Origin of the sequence: Streptomyces sp. NPDC035033 (genome assembly GCF_040636735.1) — a bacterium.
In the GTDB taxonomy this organism is placed as follows: Bacteria; Actinomycetota; Actinomycetes; order Streptomycetales; family Streptomycetaceae; genus Streptomyces.
The window spans coordinates 1-17,337 of sequence record NZ_JBEZUZ010000075.1 but is presented as its reverse complement, the minus strand read 5'-3'; the positions used below and the strand labels follow the sequence as shown (position 1 = coordinate 17,337).

At 73.5% G+C, this 17,337-nt stretch carries 20 protein-coding genes; 8 read left to right on the top strand and 12 right to left on the bottom strand.

Annotated elements, in window-relative coordinates:
• The first annotated feature begins 12 nt into the window (after window positions 1–12).
• The gene (locus tag AB0E83_RS26090; RefSeq protein ID WP_362116595.1) at window positions 13–612 is read left to right on the top strand and encodes a hypothetical protein; all 600 of its coding nucleotides are present in this window, start codon (window positions 13–15) and stop codon (window positions 610–612) included.
• A gap of 10 nt (window positions 613–622) precedes the next feature.
• Here AB0E83_RS26090 and AB0E83_RS26085 read toward each other — a convergent pair whose 3' ends face one another.
• Entirely contained in the window at window positions 623–1,840 is a 1,218-nt protein-coding gene (locus AB0E83_RS26085; RefSeq protein ID WP_362116592.1) for an acyl-CoA dehydrogenase family protein, read from the bottom strand.
• 173 nt (window positions 1,841–2,013) lie between these two features.
• Here AB0E83_RS26085 and AB0E83_RS26080 point away from each other — a divergent pair, with 173 nt between their 5' ends.
• On the top strand, window positions 2,014–2,661 hold the full coding sequence (locus AB0E83_RS26080; protein ID WP_030746772.1) for a TetR family transcriptional regulator: 648 nt from the start codon (window positions 2,014–2,016) through the stop codon (window positions 2,659–2,661).
• A gap of 127 nt (window positions 2,662–2,788) precedes the next feature.
• Here the strand turns inward: AB0E83_RS26080 and def are convergent, their stop codons facing one another.
• Window positions 2,789–3,349 carry a peptide deformylase gene (gene def, locus AB0E83_RS26075; RefSeq protein ID WP_362116588.1) on the bottom strand — a complete coding sequence of 187 codons (561 nt, stop codon included), beginning with the start codon at window positions 3,347–3,349 and terminating at the stop codon, window positions 2,789–2,791.
• A 124-nt stretch (window positions 3,350–3,473) separates the two neighbouring features.
• Here def and AB0E83_RS26070 point away from each other — a divergent pair, with 124 nt between their 5' ends.
• The 5 genes from AB0E83_RS26070 (at window position 3,474) to AB0E83_RS26050 (ending at window position 8,158) form a co-directional block, all read left to right on the top strand.
• A complete protein-coding gene (locus tag AB0E83_RS26070) occupies window positions 3,474–4,721 on the top strand; it encodes a MurT ligase domain-containing protein (RefSeq protein WP_362116585.1) in 1,248 nt (415 codons plus the stop codon).
• A gap of 31 nt (window positions 4,722–4,752) precedes the next feature.
• Window positions 4,753–5,481 (top strand): glutamine amidotransferase, encoded by a 729-nt coding sequence (locus tag AB0E83_RS26065; protein WP_362116582.1) that lies wholly within the window; start codon window positions 4,753–4,755, stop codon window positions 5,479–5,481.
• Window positions 5,482–5,680: 199 nt separating this feature from the next.
• Complete coding sequence (locus AB0E83_RS26060; RefSeq protein ID WP_362116579.1) at window positions 5,681–6,709, top strand: 6-phosphofructokinase; 1,029 nt, start codon at window positions 5,681–5,683, stop codon at window positions 6,707–6,709.
• Between the two features lie 117 nt (window positions 6,710–6,826).
• Entirely contained in the window at window positions 6,827–7,777 is a 951-nt protein-coding gene (locus tag AB0E83_RS26055; RefSeq protein ID WP_362116576.1) for a cytochrome c oxidase assembly protein, read from the top strand.
• A 165-nt stretch (window positions 7,778–7,942) separates the two neighbouring features.
• Window positions 7,943–8,158: a hypothetical protein gene (locus tag AB0E83_RS26050; protein WP_362116667.1), complete on the top strand. Its 216-nt coding sequence runs from the start codon at window positions 7,943–7,945 to the stop codon at window positions 8,156–8,158.
• A 12-nt stretch (window positions 8,159–8,170) separates the two neighbouring features.
• On the opposite strand, the gene AB0E83_RS26045 is transcribed toward AB0E83_RS26050, so the two are convergent.
• Window positions 8,171–8,521 (bottom strand): PRC-barrel domain containing protein, encoded by a 351-nt coding sequence (locus AB0E83_RS26045; RefSeq protein ID WP_362116573.1) that lies wholly within the window; start codon window positions 8,519–8,521, stop codon window positions 8,171–8,173.
• A 96-nt stretch (window positions 8,522–8,617) separates the two neighbouring features.
• On the bottom strand, window positions 8,618–9,610 hold the full coding sequence (locus tag AB0E83_RS26040; protein WP_362116570.1) for a DUF3048 domain-containing protein: 993 nt from the start codon (window positions 9,608–9,610) through the stop codon (window positions 8,618–8,620).
• Between the two features lie 94 nt (window positions 9,611–9,704).
• Between AB0E83_RS26040 and AB0E83_RS26035 the strand changes: the two genes are divergently transcribed.
• Window positions 9,705–10,382 (top strand): lysophospholipid acyltransferase family protein, encoded by a 678-nt coding sequence (locus AB0E83_RS26035; protein ID WP_362116567.1) that lies wholly within the window; start codon window positions 9,705–9,707, stop codon window positions 10,380–10,382.
• A gap of 50 nt (window positions 10,383–10,432) precedes the next feature.
• Here the strand turns inward: AB0E83_RS26035 and AB0E83_RS26030 are convergent, their stop codons facing one another.
• The 8 genes from AB0E83_RS26030 to AB0E83_RS25995 all read right to left on the bottom strand — a co-directional run bounded on the left by AB0E83_RS26030 (window position 10,433) and on the right by AB0E83_RS25995 (window position 17,201).
• Complete coding sequence (locus AB0E83_RS26030) at window positions 10,433–12,019, bottom strand: alpha/beta hydrolase (protein ID WP_362116564.1); 1,587 nt, start codon at window positions 12,017–12,019, stop codon at window positions 10,433–10,435.
• A gap of 139 nt (window positions 12,020–12,158) precedes the next feature.
• Complete coding sequence (locus AB0E83_RS26025; protein WP_362116561.1) at window positions 12,159–12,905, bottom strand: urease accessory protein UreD; 747 nt, start codon at window positions 12,903–12,905, stop codon at window positions 12,159–12,161.
• Window positions 12,902–13,597 (bottom strand): urease accessory protein UreG, encoded by a 696-nt coding sequence (ureG, locus tag AB0E83_RS26020; protein WP_362116558.1) that lies wholly within the window; start codon window positions 13,595–13,597, stop codon window positions 12,902–12,904. The genes AB0E83_RS26025 and ureG overlap by 4 nt, the downstream gene beginning before the upstream one ends.
• 17 nt (window positions 13,598–13,614) lie before the next feature.
• Window positions 13,615–14,277, bottom strand: coding sequence for an urease accessory UreF family protein (locus tag AB0E83_RS26015; RefSeq protein WP_362116555.1), 663 nt, complete (start codon window positions 14,275–14,277; stop codon window positions 13,615–13,617).
• Complete coding sequence (locus tag AB0E83_RS26010; RefSeq protein ID WP_362116552.1) at window positions 14,277–15,998, bottom strand: urease subunit alpha; 1,722 nt, start codon at window positions 15,996–15,998, stop codon at window positions 14,277–14,279. The genes AB0E83_RS26015 and AB0E83_RS26010 overlap by 1 nt, the downstream gene beginning before the upstream one ends.
• Window positions 15,991–16,365 carry an urease subunit beta gene (locus tag AB0E83_RS26005; protein WP_362116549.1) on the bottom strand — a complete coding sequence of 125 codons (375 nt, stop codon included), beginning with the start codon at window positions 16,363–16,365 and terminating at the stop codon, window positions 15,991–15,993. Before AB0E83_RS26005 ends, AB0E83_RS26010 begins: the two co-directional genes overlap by 8 nt.
• A gap of 15 nt (window positions 16,366–16,380) precedes the next feature.
• Complete coding sequence (locus tag AB0E83_RS26000; RefSeq protein WP_362116546.1) at window positions 16,381–16,683, bottom strand: urease subunit gamma; 303 nt, start codon at window positions 16,681–16,683, stop codon at window positions 16,381–16,383.
• A 161-nt stretch (window positions 16,684–16,844) separates the two neighbouring features.
• Window positions 16,845–17,201 carry a TetR family transcriptional regulator C-terminal domain-containing protein gene (locus tag AB0E83_RS25995; RefSeq protein WP_362116543.1) on the bottom strand — a complete coding sequence of 119 codons (357 nt, stop codon included), beginning with the start codon at window positions 17,199–17,201 and terminating at the stop codon, window positions 16,845–16,847.
• Window positions 17,202–17,337: the final 136 nt, after the last annotated feature.

Genomic DNA, 17,337 nt, shown 5'->3' with positions numbered 1-17,337 from the left:
ACCATCGCGTCCATGGGGAGCGACATCGAGGGCGCGTTCGAGGTCCGCGGGGCGGACGGCCGCTGGGCGGTCCGGGACTGGCTGCCGGACTGCGCGCTGGTGCGCGACCGGGACGCCCGGGAGTGCCTGTTCGGGTACGGCGGCAGCGGACTCCAGATCGAGCGGCCGCTCTTCGACATGCGGGGCCTCCCGCCGGACGCCTCCGCGGACATCCCCGACGACGAGATCAACCACAGCCACTCGTACGCCACCTGGGCCGAGGTGGCGGCGGTCGACTGGGACGCGCCGCTGAACGACCGGGCCGACGGCAACCACGTCGGGGTGTGGCTGCCGGGCCCGGACGGCGAACTCGCCTTCGACCACGTGCTCTGGACGCCGCTCGCCGTCCTGGACGCGGCGGAGGAGCTGTTCGGCGAGGACCTGTGGCCGTACGAGTGGCCGCCGGGCGGCGAGGTCCGCCTGGACGGGGCGGTCTACCGTCCGGTGGTGTACACGGCGCGGATGTTCGCCCCGCCGGACGGCGACCGCTGGGGTCCCGCCTGGGCGCTGATGCGCGACCTGGCGGCCGTCCACGGTGACGAGAACGTCCGCCTGATCGTCTGGTTCGGCTGAGCGGAGGCCGCTACTTGGCGATCGCCCGGCTGATGACCATCCGCTGGATCTCGCTGGTGCCTTCGAAGATGGTGTAGATGGCGGCGTCACGGTGCATGCGCTCGACCGGGTACTCGCGGGTGTAGCCGTTGCCGCCGAGGATCTGGATCGCCTGGGCGGTGACGGACTTCGCGACCTCGCTGGCGTACAGCTTCGACATGGAGCCCTCGGCGCGGGTGAAGGGCTTGCCGGCGACGGCCATCCAGGAGGCGCGCCAGACGAGCAGGCGGGCGGCGTCGATCTGCGTGGCCATGTCGGCGAGCTGGAAGGCGACGCCCTGGTTCTCGATGATCGGGCGGCCGAACTGGACGCGGGTCCCGGCGTAGTCGAGGGCGACCTCGTACGCGGCGCGGGCCGTGCCGACGGCCATGGCGCCGACCGCCGGGCGGGACGCCTCGAAGGTGGCCATGGCGGCGTTCTTCACCCTCTCGCCGCTGCCCGACCTCGCCTTCTCGCGGGCCCGGGCGAGGCGCTCGTCCAGCTTCTCCTTGCCGCCGAGGAGGCAGGAGCCGGGGACGCGCACGTCCTCCAGGACGACCTCGGCGGTGTGCGAGGCGCGGATGCCGTGCTTCTGGAACTTCTGCCCCTGGGAGAGGCCGGGGGTGTTCGGCGGCACGATGAAGGAGGCGTGGCCCTTGGAGCCGAGCTCGGGGTCGACGACGGCGACGACGACGTGGACGTTGGCGATGCCGCCGTTGGTCGCCCAGGTCTTGGTGCCGTTGAGCACCCACTCGTCCTTGGCCTCGTCGTAGACGGCGCGGGTGCGCATGGAGGCGACGTCGGAGCCGGCGTCGGGCTCGGAGGAGCAGAAGGCGGCGACCTTGACGTCGGTCGCGTCGCCGTACATCTGCGGCACCCAGGTGCCGATCTGCTCCTCGGTGCCGTTGGCGAGGACGCCGACGGCGGCGAGGCCGGTGCCGACGATGGAGAGCGCGATGCCGGCGTCGCCCCAGAAGAGCTCCTCCATGGTCATCGGGATGCCGAGGCCGGTCGGGTCGAAGAACTGCTGGGCGTAGAAGTCGAGGGAGTAGATTCCCAGCTTGGCCGCCTCCTGGATGATGGGCCAGGGGGTCTCCTCACGCTCGTCCCACTCGGCGGCGGCCGGCCGCATGACGTCCGCGGCGAAGCCGTGGAGCCAGTCACGGACTTCCTTCTGGTCGTCGTTGAGCTCGAACGTGAACTCGCCCATGGTCCCTCCCAGCAGTACGTTACTTGCGGTAACACCAGTCTGTTACCGGTGGGTACAGCTGTCAACCTGCGGGTCTTCCCGGGCGAAGCGGATCGGGCGGTTCGGCACGCGGTGCCGGTCGGGTGTTACGTTGCGACAGCCTCAGGTCATCGCACGGGCGGGGAGACACGCTTATGGACATCGCACACCGGACCACCGACCAGCAGAAGCCCGCCGAGCAGCGGCGGCGCGAACTGCTGGAGGCGGCGGACCGGGTGGTGCTCCGCGACGGCCCCAAGGCATCCATGAACGCGATCGCGGCCGAGGCCGGCATCACAAAGCCGATCCTCTACCGCCACTTCGGCGACAAGGGCGGCCTCTACCGCGCCCTCGCCACCCGCCACACCGACGCCCTGCTCGCCTCGCTGCGGGCCGCGCTCGACGCCCCCGCCGACCGGCGCCGCCGGGTCGAGTCCACCCTCGACACCTACCTCGCCTCCATCGAGGCGATGCCGCAGGTCTACCGCTTCCTCATGCACCCCGCCGAGGAGTCCCACCAGTCCGAGCAGGGCTTCGACGTCGGCCGCCACTCCGCCCCGCTGCTGCGCCGCATGGGCGAGGAGCTGGGCCAGGTCATCGCCGAGCGCGTCGACCTCGGGCCCGCCGCCGAGGCACAGGCCCGGATCTGGGGCCACGGCATCGTCGGCATGATGCACGCCGCCGGCGACTGGTGGCTCGGCGAGCGCCCCTGCTCCCGCGCCGAGCTGGTCCGCTCGCTCGCGGACCTCCTCTGGGGCCGCCTCGCCGAGGCCGACGACCGCCCCGGCGGCCCCGGCTTCTAGGGGTGCGCCCCCCGGAACCGGCCGGGGGCCGGCGGGCGGGGCGGGTACGGGGGTGCCCGGGGCGGCGGGGCGCGGGGGCGCCGATTCCGGGCGGTCGCCTTCGGAGCCGTACCGGAGAAGAACCGCCCTACGCCTCCAGCGCGGTCGCGCCCCCGCCCCACGGCCGCTTGCGGATCGCGCGGAGCAGACGTGATCTCCGCCACCCGGTGACGTGCTCCGCGTAGACGCGGCCCTCCAGGTGGTCCATCTCGTGCAGCAGGCAGCGGGCGAAGAAACCGGTGCCCTCGATCCGCACCGGGGTGCCGTCCGTGCGGACGCCCTCCACCACCGCGCGGTCGAAGCGGGCCACCGGCGCCTCCAGGCCCGGCAGCGAGAGGCAGCCCTCCGGGCCGCGGTACGCGTCGCCACCGGCCTCCACCAGGCGCGGGTTCACCACGTGCCCCAGGTGCCGGACGTCCTCGTCGTCCGGGCAGTCGTAGACGAAGACCCGCTGCCCCACGCCCACCTGGTTCGCGGCGAGGCCCACGCCGTGCGCCGCGTACATGGTGGCGAACATGTCGTCCACCAGCCGGTCCAGCGCGGGGCCGAACTCGGTGACGGGGGCGCAGGGGGCGTGCAGCACGGGGTCGCCGAGCAGGGTCATCGTCCGGACGAGCCCGGAGGTGCCGGGGATGGGGCGGTTTCGCATGGCGGTAAGCGTACGGTCCGCCGTGACCTCCTCATTTCATACGGTCGGCACGGTGCCGTGGTTCGGGCTCCTGGCCGGTTCTCGATAGGCTGAGCCCCGACCGACGCAAGGAGGATCAAGGACGATGTCAGGACACCCCGGTAATCCAGAGCCGCTGTCGCCGCGCGCCAAGCTGGCCGTGACCGCGGGCAAGGCGGCCGCCGCGGTGTCGCGGGCAGCCGGCCGCGGCAGCGGATCGGTGATCGGCGGCCGGGTCGCGCTGAAGCTCGACCCCGACCTGCTGGGACGGCTCGCGCAGCACCTGGACGTCGTCCTCGTGTCCGCCACCAACGGCAAGACCACCACCACCCGGCTGATCGCCGAGGCGCTCCGCGCCGCGGGACCGGTGGTCTCCAACGCGCTGGGCGCCAACATGCCCGCGGGCATCACCTCCGCCCTCGCGGGCGGCGGCGACGCCCGGTACGCCGTGATCGAGGTCGACGAGAAGTACCTCGCCGGCGTCGCCCGCGACACCACCCCCAAGGCGATCGCGCTGCTCAACCTCTCCCGCGACCAGCTCGACCGCGCCGCCGAGACGCGGATGCTCGCCGAGAAGTGGCGCGAGGGGCTGAACGGCTCCAAGGCCGTCGTCATCGCCAACGCCGACGACCCGCTGATCGTGTGGGCCGCCTCCTCCTCCCCCAACGTGGTGTGGGTCGCGGTCGGCCAGGAGTGGAAGGACGACGCCTGGTCGTGCCCCGCCTGCGGCGGTGTCCTCCAGCGCCCCGGCGACGACTGGTTCTGCGGCGAGTGCGGCTTCCGCCGTCCCGCCCCGAGCTGGGCGCTCAGCGGCGACCACGTGCTCGACCCGCACGGCTCGGCCTGGCCGATCCGGCTCCAGCTCCCCGGCCGCGCCAACAAGGCGAACGCGGCCACCTCGGCCGCCGTCGTCGCCGTCTTCGGCGTGCCGCCGCAGGTCGCCCTGGAGCGCATGTACCAGGTGCAGGCCGTGGCCGGCCGCTACGACGTGGTCTCCTTCCAGAACCGGCAGCTGCGGCTGCTGCTCGCGAAGAACCCGGCGGGCTGGCTGGAGACCTTCTCCCTGATCGACCCGCCGCCGACCCCGGTCATCCTCTCCGTCAACGCGCGCGGCGCCGACGGCACGGACACCTCCTGGCTGTGGGACGTCGACTACGGCCGGCTCGCCGGCCACCCGATCATGGTGATCGGCGACCGCCGCCTCGACCTGGCGGTCCGGCTGGAGGTCGCGGGCGTCGACTTCCGCGTCTGCGAGACGCTCGACGAGGCCGTCGCGATGGCCCCGCCCGGGCAGATCGAGCTGATCGCCAACTACACCGCGTTCCAGGACGTCCGCCGCCGCGTGGGCAACTGACCCCGCCCCGACTCGCAGAAGGACTTGCAGCATGAGTGAGAGCAGCCTGCGCGTGGTCTGGGTCTACCCGGACCTGCTCAGCACCTACGGCGACCAGGGCAACGTGCTCGTCGTCGAGCGCCGCGCCCGTCAGCGGCGCCTGAACGTCGAGCGCGTCGACGTCCGCAGCGACCAGCCGGTCCCCACCTCCGGCGACATCTACCTGATCGGCGGCGGCGAGGACCGGCCGCAGCGGCTCGCGGCCGAGCGGCTGCTCCGTGACGGCGGCCTCTCCCGGGCCGCCTCCAACGGCGCGATCATCTTCTCGGTCTGCGCCGGCTACCAGATCCTGGGCCACGAGTTCATCAACGACGTCGGCGAGCGCCAGCCCGGCCTCGGCCTGCTCGACGTGACCACGGTCCGCGGCGAGGGCGCCCGGTGCGTCGGCGACGTGCTCGCCGACATCGACCCGCAGCTGGGCCTCCCCCAGCTGACCGGCTTCGAGAACCACCAGGGCGTCACCCACCTCGGCCCGACGGCCCGCCCCTTCGCGCGGACCGTCTTCGGCAACGGCAACGGCACCGGCGACGGCACCGAGGGCGCGTACAACGACACCGTCTTCGGCACCTACATGCACGGCCCCGTGATGGCCCGCAACCCGCAGATCGCGGACCTGTTGCTGAAGCTGGCCCTGGACGTCAACGCGCTGCCGCCGACCGACGACCGGTGGTACGAGGCGCTGCGCGCCGAGCGCATCGCGGCCGCCTCGCAGCCCGCCTGACGGCCGCCCGACACGTCGTCAGGCGGCCTGCCGGGCCGCACTTCTGAGCGGCCTAGCGCACATCGGTTCCGCAAGTAAAGACGGTGTCCACTCTGCGGACATCCGGTTCGGCCCCGCCCCCCGGCAACGATAGGGTGGCGGGGATCCAGCCGGACGACGTGGTCCGGGAATCGGCCCACGTTGCAAAGGTTTTTGGGCTATGCGCATTGGTGTGCTCACCTCCGGCGGAGACTGCCCCGGTCTGAACGCCGTCATCCGTTCCGTCGTGCACCGGGCCGTCGTCGACCACGGGGACGAGGTCATCGGCTTCCACGACGGGTGGAAGGGCCTCCTGGAGTGCGACTACCGGAAGCTCGACCTCGACGCGGTGGGCGGCATCCTCGCCCGCGGCGGCACCATCCTCGGCTCCTCCCGCGTCCAGCCCGCGCACCTCGTCGACGGCGTGGAGCGGGCCCGGGGCCACGTCGCCGACCTCGGCCTCGACGCGATCATCCCGATCGGCGGCGAGGGCACCCTCAAGGCCGCCCACCTCCTCTCCGAGGCGGGCCTGCCCATCGTCGGCGTCCCGAAGACCATCGACAACGACATCGCGTCGACCGACGTCACCTTCGGCTTCGACACCGCCGTCACCGTGGCGACCGAGGCCCTCGACCGGCTGAAGACCACCGCCGAGTCCCACCAGCGCGTCCTCGTCGTCGAGGTCATGGGCCGTCACACCGGCTGGATAGCCCTCCACTCGGGCATGGCCGCCGGCGCCCACGCCGTCGTCGTCCCGGAGCGCCCCTTCGACATCGACGAGCTGACCTCCCGGGTCGGCGCCCGCTTCGAGGACGGCAAGCGGTTCGCGATCGTCGTCGTCGCCGAGGGCGCCAAGCCGCGCGAGGGCTCCTCCATGGACTTCAAGACCGCCGGCACCGACATCTACGGCCACGAGCGCTTCACCGGCGTCGCCAACCAGCTCTCCGTCGAGCTGGAGCGCCGGCTCGGCAAGGAGGCCCGCCCGGTCATCCTCGGCCACGTCCAGCGCGGCGGCACGCCCACCGCGTACGACCGCGTCCTCGCCACCCGCTTCGGCTGGCACGCGGTCGAGGCGGCGCACCGCGGCGAGTTCGGCATGCTGACCTCGCTGCGCGGCACCGACATCGTGATGGTGCCGCTGGCCGAGGCCGTGCAGACGCTGAAGACGGTCCCCGAGGACCGCTACGCCGAGGCCGAGTGCGTGCTCTGAGCCGCGCGCGGCAGGACACCCGCCCCCGGTCGCGAGCGCGGCCGGGGGCGGTTCTAGTCTGGTGCGGACAACAAGCGCGAAACGGGCTCGGCGCGCAATGGGCTCCTGGAGTAAGCGATGGATCACAGCGGGCACGGCATGCCCATGGACCTGCCGCCGTTCACGCTGGGGCGGGGCCTGGAGTTCTCGCCCGACCCCTTCTTCCTGATCGGGTGCCTCGTGGCGCTCGGTCTGTACGGGTGGGGGGTCGCCCGGCTGCGCGGGCGCGGTGACGCGTGGCCGGTGGCCCGGACCGTGCTCTTCGCGGCCGGCGTGCTGAGCATCGCCCTGGTGATGTGCACCAAGCTGAACGACTACGGCATGGTCATGTTCAGCGTGCACATGGTGCAGCACATGGTGATCTCCATGGTCTCGCCGATCCTGCTGCTGCTCGGCGCGCCGGTGACGCTGGCGCTGCGGGCCCTGCCGGTGGCCGGGCGCGGCTCGCTCGGCCCGCGCGAACTGCTGCTGAAGCTGCTGCACAGCCGGTACATGCGGGTCGTCACGCACCCCGCGTTCACCATCAGCATGTTCATCGCCAGCCTCTACGGCCTCTACTTCACCCCGCTCTTCGACACCCTGATGGGGTCGAAGCCCGGCCACATCGCGATGATGGTCCACTTCCTCGCGGTGGGTCTGGTCTTCTTCTGGCCGATCATGGGCGTCGACCCGGGGCCGCACCGGCCCGGGTACGTGATGCGGATGCTGGAGCTGTTCGCCGGCATGCCGTTCCACGCCTTCTTCGGCATCGCGATGATGATGGCGACCCAGCCGATGGTGAAGGCGTACGAGAACCCGCCGGCCTCCCTCGGCATCGACGCGCTCGCCGACCAGAACGCGGCGGGCGGCATCGCCTGGGCCTTCAGCGAGATCCCGTCGGTGCTGGTGCTGATCGCGCTGGTCTACCAGTGGTACCACTCCGAGCAGCGGCAGGCGGTCCGCAAGGACCGGCAGGCCGACCGGGACGGCGACAAGGAGCTGGAGGAGTACAACGCGTACCTGGCGTCGCTCCAGGCGCGCGGCCGCTGAGCGGCGCCGGGAGCGGGGCGGCGCGGGGCCCCGGGACCACCTGGTCCCGGGGGCCCCGCGCTGTCCGGCGCACGCCGGTGCGTCCGGGGAGTAGCGCGCGCCCCCCGTGCGGGGCCACGATGGCAGGGAGGCTTCCGCGGCCCCGGTCGGGAGGAGGGCGGGCAGATGTCCGGTTCCACGAAGGCGATGACGATCGTCACCTGTGCCGCGCTGGTGCTGATCACCACGTACACGGTGGCGCTCGGCAGCAGCGGCTGGCTCTGGTTCGGCTGGATCGTGCTGGGGGTGGCGACGGTCGGGATGGCGGCGGCGGACAGCACCGAGCCCCTGGAGGCGCCCCGTCCGCCCCGCGCGGGCGGGGCGGGCCCGTCACCGCGCTGAGCCACCGCCCCGTCACATGTGACGGTTGGAGTAGTACTGCTCGACGAGGCGGATGAACGTCACGTCGTGCTCGTCCTGGCCGGCCTCGAAGTCGGGCGACTCGCGGACGTGCTTCCTGGTGCAGTTCAGGTGGACGGTCTCGTTCTCCTGGTCCACGCGGTCGACCAGGCCGGCGGGCAGGACGACCTTGTGGCCGAGGATCCACGGTCCGGTGTCCACGACCAGGTAGGACCGGTCGACGTCCTCGGTGTGCCGGTCGACCTTGCCGATCCCGCCGTCGGTGGCCTCCACCGCGTACCCGATGAGCGCCTCGCCCGGCACGTGGCCGGAGGACTCCGCGTACCCCCAGATGCCGGTGTTCATGGCGTGCCTCCTCCCCGGGGTGTCCCCCGGCCCGGCGACTACCCCGGGCCGGCCCGGTCATCCGCGGGGCCGTCCGGCGGCCGGGCGGCGCGGTGGTCAGCGCGGGGCGAGGACGAACCAGACCTGGCCGGGGGCGAGGGCGAGCGGGCGGCCGTCGGGGGTGGTGAAGGAGGTGCCGCCGGCCGGGTCGGGGCGGGACCAGCGGGCCTCGTGCGCCCGCCCGTCGCGCAGCACCGTCGCCGTGCCCGAGCCGGTGGTCTCGGTGTACGGGGAGACGGCGCCGTTGACGTCGCGGAAGGCGGAGGGGCGGACGGTGACGCGCTGGACGACGACGGTGGCGGGGGCGAGCGGGCCGCTGTCGGTGGAGGTGACGGGGCGGCCGTCGAGGGCGACGCGCCAGCCGCGGTCGGCGGCGGACCAGCTGAAGGCGTAACGGGCGGCCGGGAAGCGGACGGTCTCGGTGGCGGTCGGGGTGCCGCCGTCGGGCGCGGCGCCGAAGCGGAGGCCGATCGGCCGTGCGTCGGACGCGTCGGGGGCGGCGGCGAGGGCGCGCTCGGGGCGGAGGTAGAGGTTGTGCGGGGCGGGCCGGTCCGGGGAGCGCCGGAAGGCGCCGGGGTCGGTGCCCTCGCTGACCAGGTCGAGGGGCGCGGCGGCGAGGAGCGGGTTCAGGGCGGTCTGCGCGCCGGAGTAGGCGAGGGCGGGGTGGCCGAAGGCGCGCAGCAGGGCGAGGTCGGACTCGCGGGCGCTGCGGACGGGGCCGACGCTCTCCGGGAGGCGGGAGGAGTAGACGGCGAGCAGCCGGGTGACGCCGCCCTCGACCTGTTCGACGTAGACGAGGTCGGCGGCGCCGAGGCCGGTCTGGGGGCGGGCGGCGGCCACGTTGTCGATCTTGACGGCGAGGACGGGGCCGGAGCGGGCGGGCAGTCCGGTGAAGGGGGAGACCCCGCCCGGGGCGGTGGTGGGCGCGCGCGTCGGCGTCGGGGCCGGCGGGCCCGAGTCGGAGCAGCCGTACAGGCCGGCCGCGGTCACCGCGCACAGCAGCGCGGTGAGCACGCGCCCGGGACGCCGGGGTCCGCGCGCGCCTGGCATGTCGGCCTCCCGGTGAGTCGGGCCACTCCCACCAGTGGACCACGGGCGGCCGGGGGGTTACAACGGGCGTGACGGACGACGAACGGGGGCCTCGGTGTTCTACCGGCTGCTGAAGCACGTACTGCTCGGACCGCTGCTGAAACTGCTGTTCCGGCCGAGGGTGGAGGGGATCGGGCACGTCCCGGAGGAGGGCGCGGCGATCGTCGCGGGCAACCACCTCTCCTTCTCCGACCACTTCCTGATGCCGGCGGTGCTCGACCGGCGGATCACCTTCCTGGCGAAACAGGAGTACTTCACCGGGCCGGGGCTGAAGGGGAGGCTGACGGCGGCGTTCTTCCGGGCGGCCGGGCAGATCCCGGTGGACCGCTCGGGCAAGGAGGCCGGGCAGGCCGCGATCCGGGAGGGCCTGGGCGTGCTGGCGAGGGGCGAACTGCTCGGGATCTACCCGGAGGGCACCCGCTCGCACGACGGGCGCCTCTACAAGGGCAAGGTCGGGGTGGCGGTGATGGCGCTGACGGCCGGGGTGAAGGTGGTGCCGTGCGCGATGGTCGGCACCTTCGAGATCCAGCCGCCGGGGCGGGTGGTGCCGAGGATCCGGCGGGTGACGGTCCGCTTCGGGGAGCCGCTGGACTTCTCGCGCTTCGCCGGCTCGGCGGACGAGCGGGCGGTGGTCCGGGCGGTCACGGACGAGATCATGTACGCGATCATGCGCCTGTCGGGACAGGAGTACGTCGACGAGTACGCGGCCGTCGTGAAGGCCGGCGAGGCATGAGCGGAGGGGCGGCCGCGGGGTGCGGCCGCCCCTCTGTCGTCAGGCCGTGGTCACGGCTTCGGGGTGGCGTGCGGGGCGCACGTCTGGTCCGTGGCGTCCAGCTTCCCGGTCAGCAGGTAGTCCTCGACCTTGGTGTTGAGGCACGGGTTGGCCAGGTTGGTGATGCCGTGCGAGCCGGCGTCCTTCTCCGTGATCAGGCGCGAGCCCTTGAAGCGCTTGTGCAGCTCCACGGCGCCCTCGTACGGGGTGGCGGCGTCGCGCTCGGCCTGGGTGATGAGCACGGGCGGCAGGCCCTTGCCGGTCTTCACCTGCACCGGCCGCCGGCTCGGCACCTTCCAGGTGGCGCAGGGGAGGTTCATCCAGGCGTTCGACCACGTCATGAACGGGTGCTGCTCGTGGAGGCGGGAGTTGTCGCGGTCCCACTTCTTCCAGCTGGTCGGCCAGGGGGCGTCCGCGCACTCGACGGCCGTGTAGACGGCGTTGCCGTTCTCCGAGGCGATGTTGCCGGCGGTGTCGGTGAGGTCCGCGGCGGCGTTGTCGATCAGCGGCTGCGGGTCGCCGGCGGCGTAGGCGCTCCACGCCTCGGCCACCGGGGCCCACATGGAGTCGTAGTACGGGGCGCTCTGGAAGAAGTTGATGAGCTCGGCCGGGCCGACCTTGCCGCCGAGCGGTGCCTTCTTGGCGGCGGCGCGCAGGGTGGTCCACTGCTGCCGGACCTCGGCGAGGGTGTCGCCGAGGTGGTAGGCGGCGTCGTTCTGGGCGACCCAGGTCATCCAGTCGGTGAGCCGGCCCTCGAAGGCGACGTCCTGGCCGAGGTTGGCCTCGTACCAGATGGAGCGGGTCGACGGGTTGACGACGCTGTCCAGGACCATGCGGCGGACGTGCGTCGGGAAGAGGGTGCCGTAGACCGCGCCGAGGTAGGTGCCGTAGGAGACGCCGACGAAGTTGAGCTTCTTCTCGCCGAGGGCGGCGCGGACGACGTCGAGGTCGCGGGCGGTGTTGGGCGTCGTCATGTGCGGCAGCATGTCGCCGCTCTTCTCGAAGCAGCCCTCGGCGTACTCGGCGGCGAGCTTGCGCTGCGCCAGCTTGTCGGCCTCGCTGTCGGGGACGGGGTCGAGCTTGGGGCCCTTGACGAACTCGGTCGGGTCGACGCAGGAGATCGGGGCGGACTTGCCGACGCCCCGCGGGTCGAAGCCGACGAAGTCGTACGCCTTGGCGGTGTTCGCCCAGATCTTGTTGGCGGTGGTGACGCGGCGCGGGAAGCGCAGGCCGGAGCCACCGGGGCCGCCGGGGTTGTAGAGCAGCGCGCCCTGGCGCTCGGCCGGGGTGCCGGTGGCGGCGATCCGGTCGACGGCGATCTTTATCTTCTTGCCGTACGGCTTGGCGTAGTCGACGGGGACGGTGACCCAGCCGCACTGGATGGGCTTCTCCAGGCCCCAGTCGGCGGGACAGTCCTGCCAGTCGATGCCGGCGCGGGCGGCCTGGGCCGCGGCGATGGCGACGCCGACCGCCTCGGCGTCGCGTCCGTGACGCGCGCCGCTGTCGGCACTGGCCGCCGGAGCCGCGAGCGCGCCCGCGACGAGTGTGCCGGCGATGAGCGTGCCGGCCGAGCCGAGCACTGCCGTGCGTCGTCTCACAGGTCCTCCCCCTGTAGGTGGTCTTCTGTTCGGGTGATCCTTTCGTCAGAGGGGCGACGGCGAAAGTCCGCACACGCGTTTCTTTGCCGAACCCATAACCGGACCGGGGTGTCCGCTGAGCGGTGCGCCCCGATCCGTCTCATTCCGGGGCGAGTTCGGCCAGTGCCGCGTCGAGGACCCGGCGCAGGGCGAGGGCGTCGGGGGCGACCGCGGTGACGAGGGCGGCCGGCCCGGCGAGCGGGGTGAGGACCGCGTGGTCGCCGAGCGGCCGGGCTGCCACCGGCTCCTCCCCGTACCCCGGGTCGACGACGAGGAGCTGGCCGGTGGCGCGGTGACCGGCGAGGACGGCGCCGCCGTCCCAGCCGCCGGGGGCCCCGGGGCCGTACGCGAGTTCCTGGTCGAGCAGCGGCCGGTCCGCGCGGCGGACGGTGAGCCGGGAGAACAGGGTGCCGGGCGGCTCGCCGTGCCGGCCGAGGACCTGCTCCTCGCGCAGGACGAGCCGGGCGGTGGGGGCGAGGTCGACGCGGGTGCGCACCCGCAGGTCGGAGCCGCGGGCGCTGACGAGCTGCTCGGGCAGCCAGCGCAGCACGGCGTCCGCGCCGACCCGGAGCCGGAGTTCGTACGCGGCCGGGTCCGGGGTGCGGCCGGGCAGCGCGAGGGTGGCGGCCGCCGAGTCGACCCGCAGCCGGGCCCCGTCCCGTACCTCCGTCTCGATCGCGAGCCGGTCGCCGCCGAGCGGCGCGCTCATCGCGCCGACGACCGTCACCCGCGTCCAGCCGGGGGCGGCGGCGCGGGTGCGGCGCACGGCGAGCGGCCCGTCGCTCTCCAGGACCGGCAGGGAGCCGTCGGCGTCCGCGGTGATCCGGGCGGTGGCGCGCAGGCTCATGCGGTGGGCGCCGGCGCGGCCGTCCAGGCGTCGAGCCGTTCCCGCACCCAGTCGGCGACCGGGGCGACGCCCTCCGCCGACCGCAGCGAGGTGAACGCCACCGGCAGGTCGCCGCGCTGGGCCGCCGCGTCCCGGGCCATCCGGTCGAGGTCGGAGCCGACGTGGGGGGCGAGGTCGGTCTTGTTGACGACGAGGAGGTCGGCGGTGGTGACGCCGGGGCCGCCCTTGCGGGGGATGTCGTCGCCGCCGGCGACGTCGATGACGAAGATCTGCGCGTCGACGAGGCCCTTGGAGAAGGTGGCGGTGAGGTTGTCGCCGCCGGACTCGACGAGGATGAGGTCGAGCGGGCCGACCGCGTCCTCCAGTTCCTCGACGGCTTCGAGGTTGGCGGAGATGTCGTCGCGGATCGCGGTGTGCGGGCAGGCGCCGGTCTCGACCGCCCGGATCCGCTCCGGCGGCAGCACGGCCTCGCGGAGCAGGAACTCGGCGTCCTCGCGGGTGTAGATGTCGTTGGTGACGACGGCGAGCGAGAGCGTGTCGCGGAGGCGGCGGCAGAGCGCGGCGACGGTGGCGGTCTTGCCGGAGCCGACCGGTCCGCCGAGTCCGACGCGCAGCGCGCGGCGGGTGCCGTCGGGCCGGTGGGCGTCGGCGGAGACGGCGCCGTGGTGGGTGTGGCCGTGGTCGAGGTGCATGGCGGCTCCTTGCGGATTCACGAGGCGAAGAGGCGGACGGGCCACGTCGCGTGCTGTTCGGCGGTGATGTCGAGGAGGGGGGCGGAGGCGGCGGGCAGCGCGTCGACCCCTTCGCGGGCGGCGGCGGTGGCGCGGGCGGCGACCTCGTCCATCTCGGGGGCGAGGCGGGCGAGGACGCCGGTCGCCCGGTACGGGTCGAGGCCGAGGAGCCGTACGGCCGCCGTGGCGGGCCCGCCGACCGTCTCGTACACGACGCAGTGCGCGGCGTCCCCGGGTCCGAGTCCGGCGGCCCGGGCGACCGTGCCGAGGACGACGGGCTGGTGGGCGCCGCGCGGGAAGGCGGCGGCGAGGGCGTCGAGTTCGGGGCTCGGCCAGGCGGCGCGGCCGGCCCGCATGAGCTGCCGGCCGAGGCGGCGCGCGGCCGCCCGCAGCGCCGGGGAGGGGGTGCGGGCGTCGGCGGCCTCGTCCAGCGCGTGCGGGTCGAGGCCCAGCGCGGCTCCGGCGGCGAGGCCGGCCGAGGTGAGGCCCGTGGTGTGCAGCCGGCCCCGGCAGAAGGCCTCCAGGTCGGCGGCGTCCTTGAGCCGGCCGGCCCGGACGGCGGCCTCGGCGCCGCCGGAGTGGGCGTGCCCGCCGGCGGGGAAGCGGCCGTCGGCGAGCACCAGGAGAGCGGATCGGGTCATCAGAAGAGGAAGTAACGCTGGGCCATGGGCAGTTCGGCCGCCGGGGCGGGTTCGACCGCTTCGCCGTCGATGGTGACGGTGAAGGTGTCGGCGTCGACCTCGACCCGCGGCAGGGCGTCGTTCTCCCGCATGTCCGCCTTGGTGACGCGGCGGGTGGACCGGATCGGGGTGAACTCCTTGGCCAGGCCGAGCCGCTGGGGCAGGTCGTCCTCGACGGCCGCTTCCGAGGTGAAGTTGACGGACCCGGCGGCGGCCGCCCGGCCGAGCGCGCCGAACATGGGGCGCGGCAGCACCGGTTGCGGGGTGGGGATGGAGGCGTTGGCGTCGCCCATCTGCGCGTACGCGATCTGCCCGCCCTTGAGGACGAGAAGCGGTTTCACGCCGAAGAAGGCGGGCTCCCACAGGACGAGGTCGGCGAGCTTCCCGGGCTCGACGGAGCCGATGAGGTGGTCCATGCCCTGGGCGACGGCCGGGTTGATCGTGTACTTGGCGACGTAGCGGCGGGCCCGGTGGTTGTCGGCGCGGCCGTCCCCCGGGAGCGCGCCCCGTCGCTTCTTCATGACGTGGGCGGTCTGCCAGGTCCGCAGGATCACCTCGCCGATCCGGCCCATGGCCTGGGAGTCGGAGGAGATGATCGAGATCGCGCCGAGGTCGTGGAGGACGTCCTCGGCGGCGATGGTGGAGGGCCGGATCCGGGACTCGGCGAAGGCGAGGTCCTCGGGGACGGCCGGGTTGAGGTGGTGGCAGACCATCAGCATGTCGAGGTGTTCCTCGATGGTGTTGACGGTGTGCGGCCGGGTCGGGTTGGTCGAGCTGGGCAGGACGTGCGGCTCGGAGACCACGGTGATGATGTCGGGCGCGTGCCCGCCGCCCGCGCCCTCGGTGTGGTACGCGTGGATGGTGCGGCCGGCGATGGCGGCGAGGGTGTCGCCGACGAAACCGGCCTCGTTGAGGGTGTCGGTGTGGATGGCGAGCTGGACGCCGGTCTCCTCGCAGACGCTCAGGCAGGCGTCGATGACCGCGGGGGTGGCGCCCCAGTCCTCGTGGATCTTGAAGCCGAGGGCGCCGCCGCGCAGCTGGGAGTACATGGCCTCGCGGGACGTGGTGGTGCCCTTGCCGAGGAGGCCGATGTTGACGGGGAAGGTGTCGAGGGCCTCGAACATCCGGGCGGTGTGCCAGGGGCCGGGGGTGACGGTGGTGGCCTTGGTGCCCTCGGCGGGGCCGGTGCCGCCGCCGACGAGGGTGGTGACGCCGGTGGCGAGGGCCTGCTCGACGACGGTCGGCGAGATGAAGTGGACGTGGGTGTCGACGCCGCCGGCCGTGACGATCCGCCCGTTGCCGACGACGATCTCCGTCTCGGGGCCGATGACCAGGTCCGGGTGGACTCCGTCCATGGTGTCGGGGTTGCCCGCCTTGCCGAGGGCGGTGACGCGGCCGTCGCGGATGCCGATGTCGGCCTTGACGATCCCCCAGTGGTCGATGATCACCGCGCCGGTGATCACGGTGTCGGGGGCGCCTTCGGCGCGGGTGGTGCGGGCCTGGCCCATCGACTCGCGGATGACCTTGCCGCCGCCGAAGACGGCCTCCTCGCCGGCGCGTCCGGGGCCGCCGGACCGGTCCTCCTCGATCTCCACGAACAGGTCGGTGTCGGCGAGCCGGATCCGGTCGCCGGTGGTGGGGCCGAACAGGTCGGCGTAGACGGCGCGGTGGAGGTCAGGCACGGGGTCCTCCGTCCGGCGTCGCGGTCTCCGGGGCGGTGCGGGCGCCGGTCGCGGCCGGCGGGTCGAGGGGGCCGGCGGTCTCGCCGCGCAGGCCGGGAACGATCCGGCGGCCGGCGATCGGCACGAGCTCGACCTCGACGGGGACGCCGGGCTCGAAGCGCACGGCGGTGCCGGCGGCGATGTGGAGCCGCAGCCCGCGGGCGGCCGCGCGGTCGAAGTCGAGACCGGGGTTGACCTCGGCGAAGTGGTAGTGGGAACCGACCTGGACGGGCCGGTCGGCGGCGTTCAGGACGGTGAGGCGGGTGACGGGGCGTCCGGCGTTGACGGTGACGGGCCCGTCCGCGTACAGGATCTCTCCGGGGATCACGGTGCGCGGCCCCCGTCAGACGATCGGGTCGTGGACGGTGACGAGCTTGGTGCCGTCCGGGAAGGTCGCCTCGACCTGGACGTCGTGGATCATCTCGGCGATGCCGTCCATGACGTCGGTCCGGGAGAGCACCTTGCGGCCGGAGGCCATGAGCTCGGCGACGGTGCGTCCGTCGCGGGCGCCCTCCAGGACGTGGGCGGTGATGAGCGCGACGGCCTCGGGGTGGTTGAGCCTCACCCCGCGGGCGCGGCGCTTCTCGGCCACGTCGGCGGCCACATGGATGAGCAGGCGCTCCTGCTCGTGCGGGCTCAGTTGCACTCTTCCACCTCACAGTCGTCCGCCGGGCGGACCCGGACAGCTGCGGACCCTACCCACCGTCAACACTTCGTTGAACTGCGAAGGTGCGGTGGGCGGCCGGACATTGCACGTTAGGGCGGAAGTTTTTCCGGCGCGTTAACCACGGCTTTGCGATTCCATGATCATCGGGTCGGCGGCGCGGGGGCGGCCGCGTTCATCGACATGAGCCCGCGCAGCCCCTCCCGCAGGACGTCGATCTCGACGTCGCCGAAGAGCGCCTGCTGGGCGATGAAGCCCTGGACGGTGGCGATGAGGGTGCGGGCCAGGTCGGCGGAGGAGACGTCGGCGGGGACGAGGCCGTCGGCGCGGTACGCGTCGACCAGCCCCGCCCAGAGCTCCCGCATCCCGGCGAAGCCCCGGGCGAGGGTCTTCGCCGGCGCCTCGTCCCGGAGGGTCTCGGCCCACACCTGGATGACCAGCCGCGCGAACGCCTGCCGCTCCGCCCCGGCGATCCCCCCGTCCAGGACGATCGTCAGCACCCGAGCGATCAGCACGTCGGGCGGCGGGGGGCCCGCTCCTACCTCCAGCAGACGGCCAACTCCCTCGACGTCGAGTTCGCGCCGACCGCCGCCGACGAGGCGCTCGCCTCCGTCGACTTCGGCAAGGGCCGCTCCC

What these genes read in the sequence shown, in the direction of transcription:
- AB0E83_RS26090 (WP_362116595.1), top strand. Translation starts at nt 13, where the DNA reads ATGGGGAGCGACATCGAGGGCGCGTTCGAGGTCCGCGGGGCGGACGGC.
- AB0E83_RS26085 (WP_362116592.1), bottom strand. Translation starts at nt 1,840, where the DNA reads ATGGGCGAGTTCACGTTCGAGCTCAACGACGACCAGAAGGAAGTCCGT.
- AB0E83_RS26080 (WP_030746772.1), top strand. Translation starts at nt 2,014, where the DNA reads ATGGACATCGCACACCGGACCACCGACCAGCAGAAGCCCGCCGAGCAG.
- def (WP_362116588.1), bottom strand. Translation starts at nt 3,349, where the DNA reads ATGCGAAACCGCCCCATCCCCGGCACCTCCGGGCTCGTCCGGACGATG.
- AB0E83_RS26070 (WP_362116585.1), top strand. Translation starts at nt 3,474, where the DNA reads ATGTCAGGACACCCCGGTAATCCAGAGCCGCTGTCGCCGCGCGCCAAG.
- AB0E83_RS26065 (WP_362116582.1), top strand. Translation starts at nt 4,753, where the DNA reads ATGAGTGAGAGCAGCCTGCGCGTGGTCTGGGTCTACCCGGACCTGCTC.
- AB0E83_RS26060 (WP_362116579.1), top strand. Translation starts at nt 5,681, where the DNA reads ATGCGCATTGGTGTGCTCACCTCCGGCGGAGACTGCCCCGGTCTGAAC.
- AB0E83_RS26055 (WP_362116576.1), top strand. Translation starts at nt 6,827, where the DNA reads ATGGATCACAGCGGGCACGGCATGCCCATGGACCTGCCGCCGTTCACG.
- AB0E83_RS26050 (WP_362116667.1), top strand. Translation starts at nt 7,943, where the DNA reads ATGTCCGGTTCCACGAAGGCGATGACGATCGTCACCTGTGCCGCGCTG.
- AB0E83_RS26045 (WP_362116573.1), bottom strand. Translation starts at nt 8,521, where the DNA reads ATGAACACCGGCATCTGGGGGTACGCGGAGTCCTCCGGCCACGTGCCG.
- AB0E83_RS26040 (WP_362116570.1), bottom strand. Translation starts at nt 9,610, where the DNA reads ATGCCAGGCGCGCGCGGACCCCGGCGTCCCGGGCGCGTGCTCACCGCG.
- AB0E83_RS26025 (WP_362116561.1), bottom strand. Translation starts at nt 12,905, where the DNA reads ATGAGCCTGCGCGCCACCGCCCGGATCACCGCGGACGCCGACGGCTCC.
- ureG (WP_362116558.1), bottom strand. Translation starts at nt 13,597, where the DNA reads ATGCACCTCGACCACGGCCACACCCACCACGGCGCCGTCTCCGCCGAC.
- AB0E83_RS26015 (WP_362116555.1), bottom strand. Translation starts at nt 14,277, where the DNA reads ATGACCCGATCCGCTCTCCTGGTGCTCGCCGACGGCCGCTTCCCCGCC.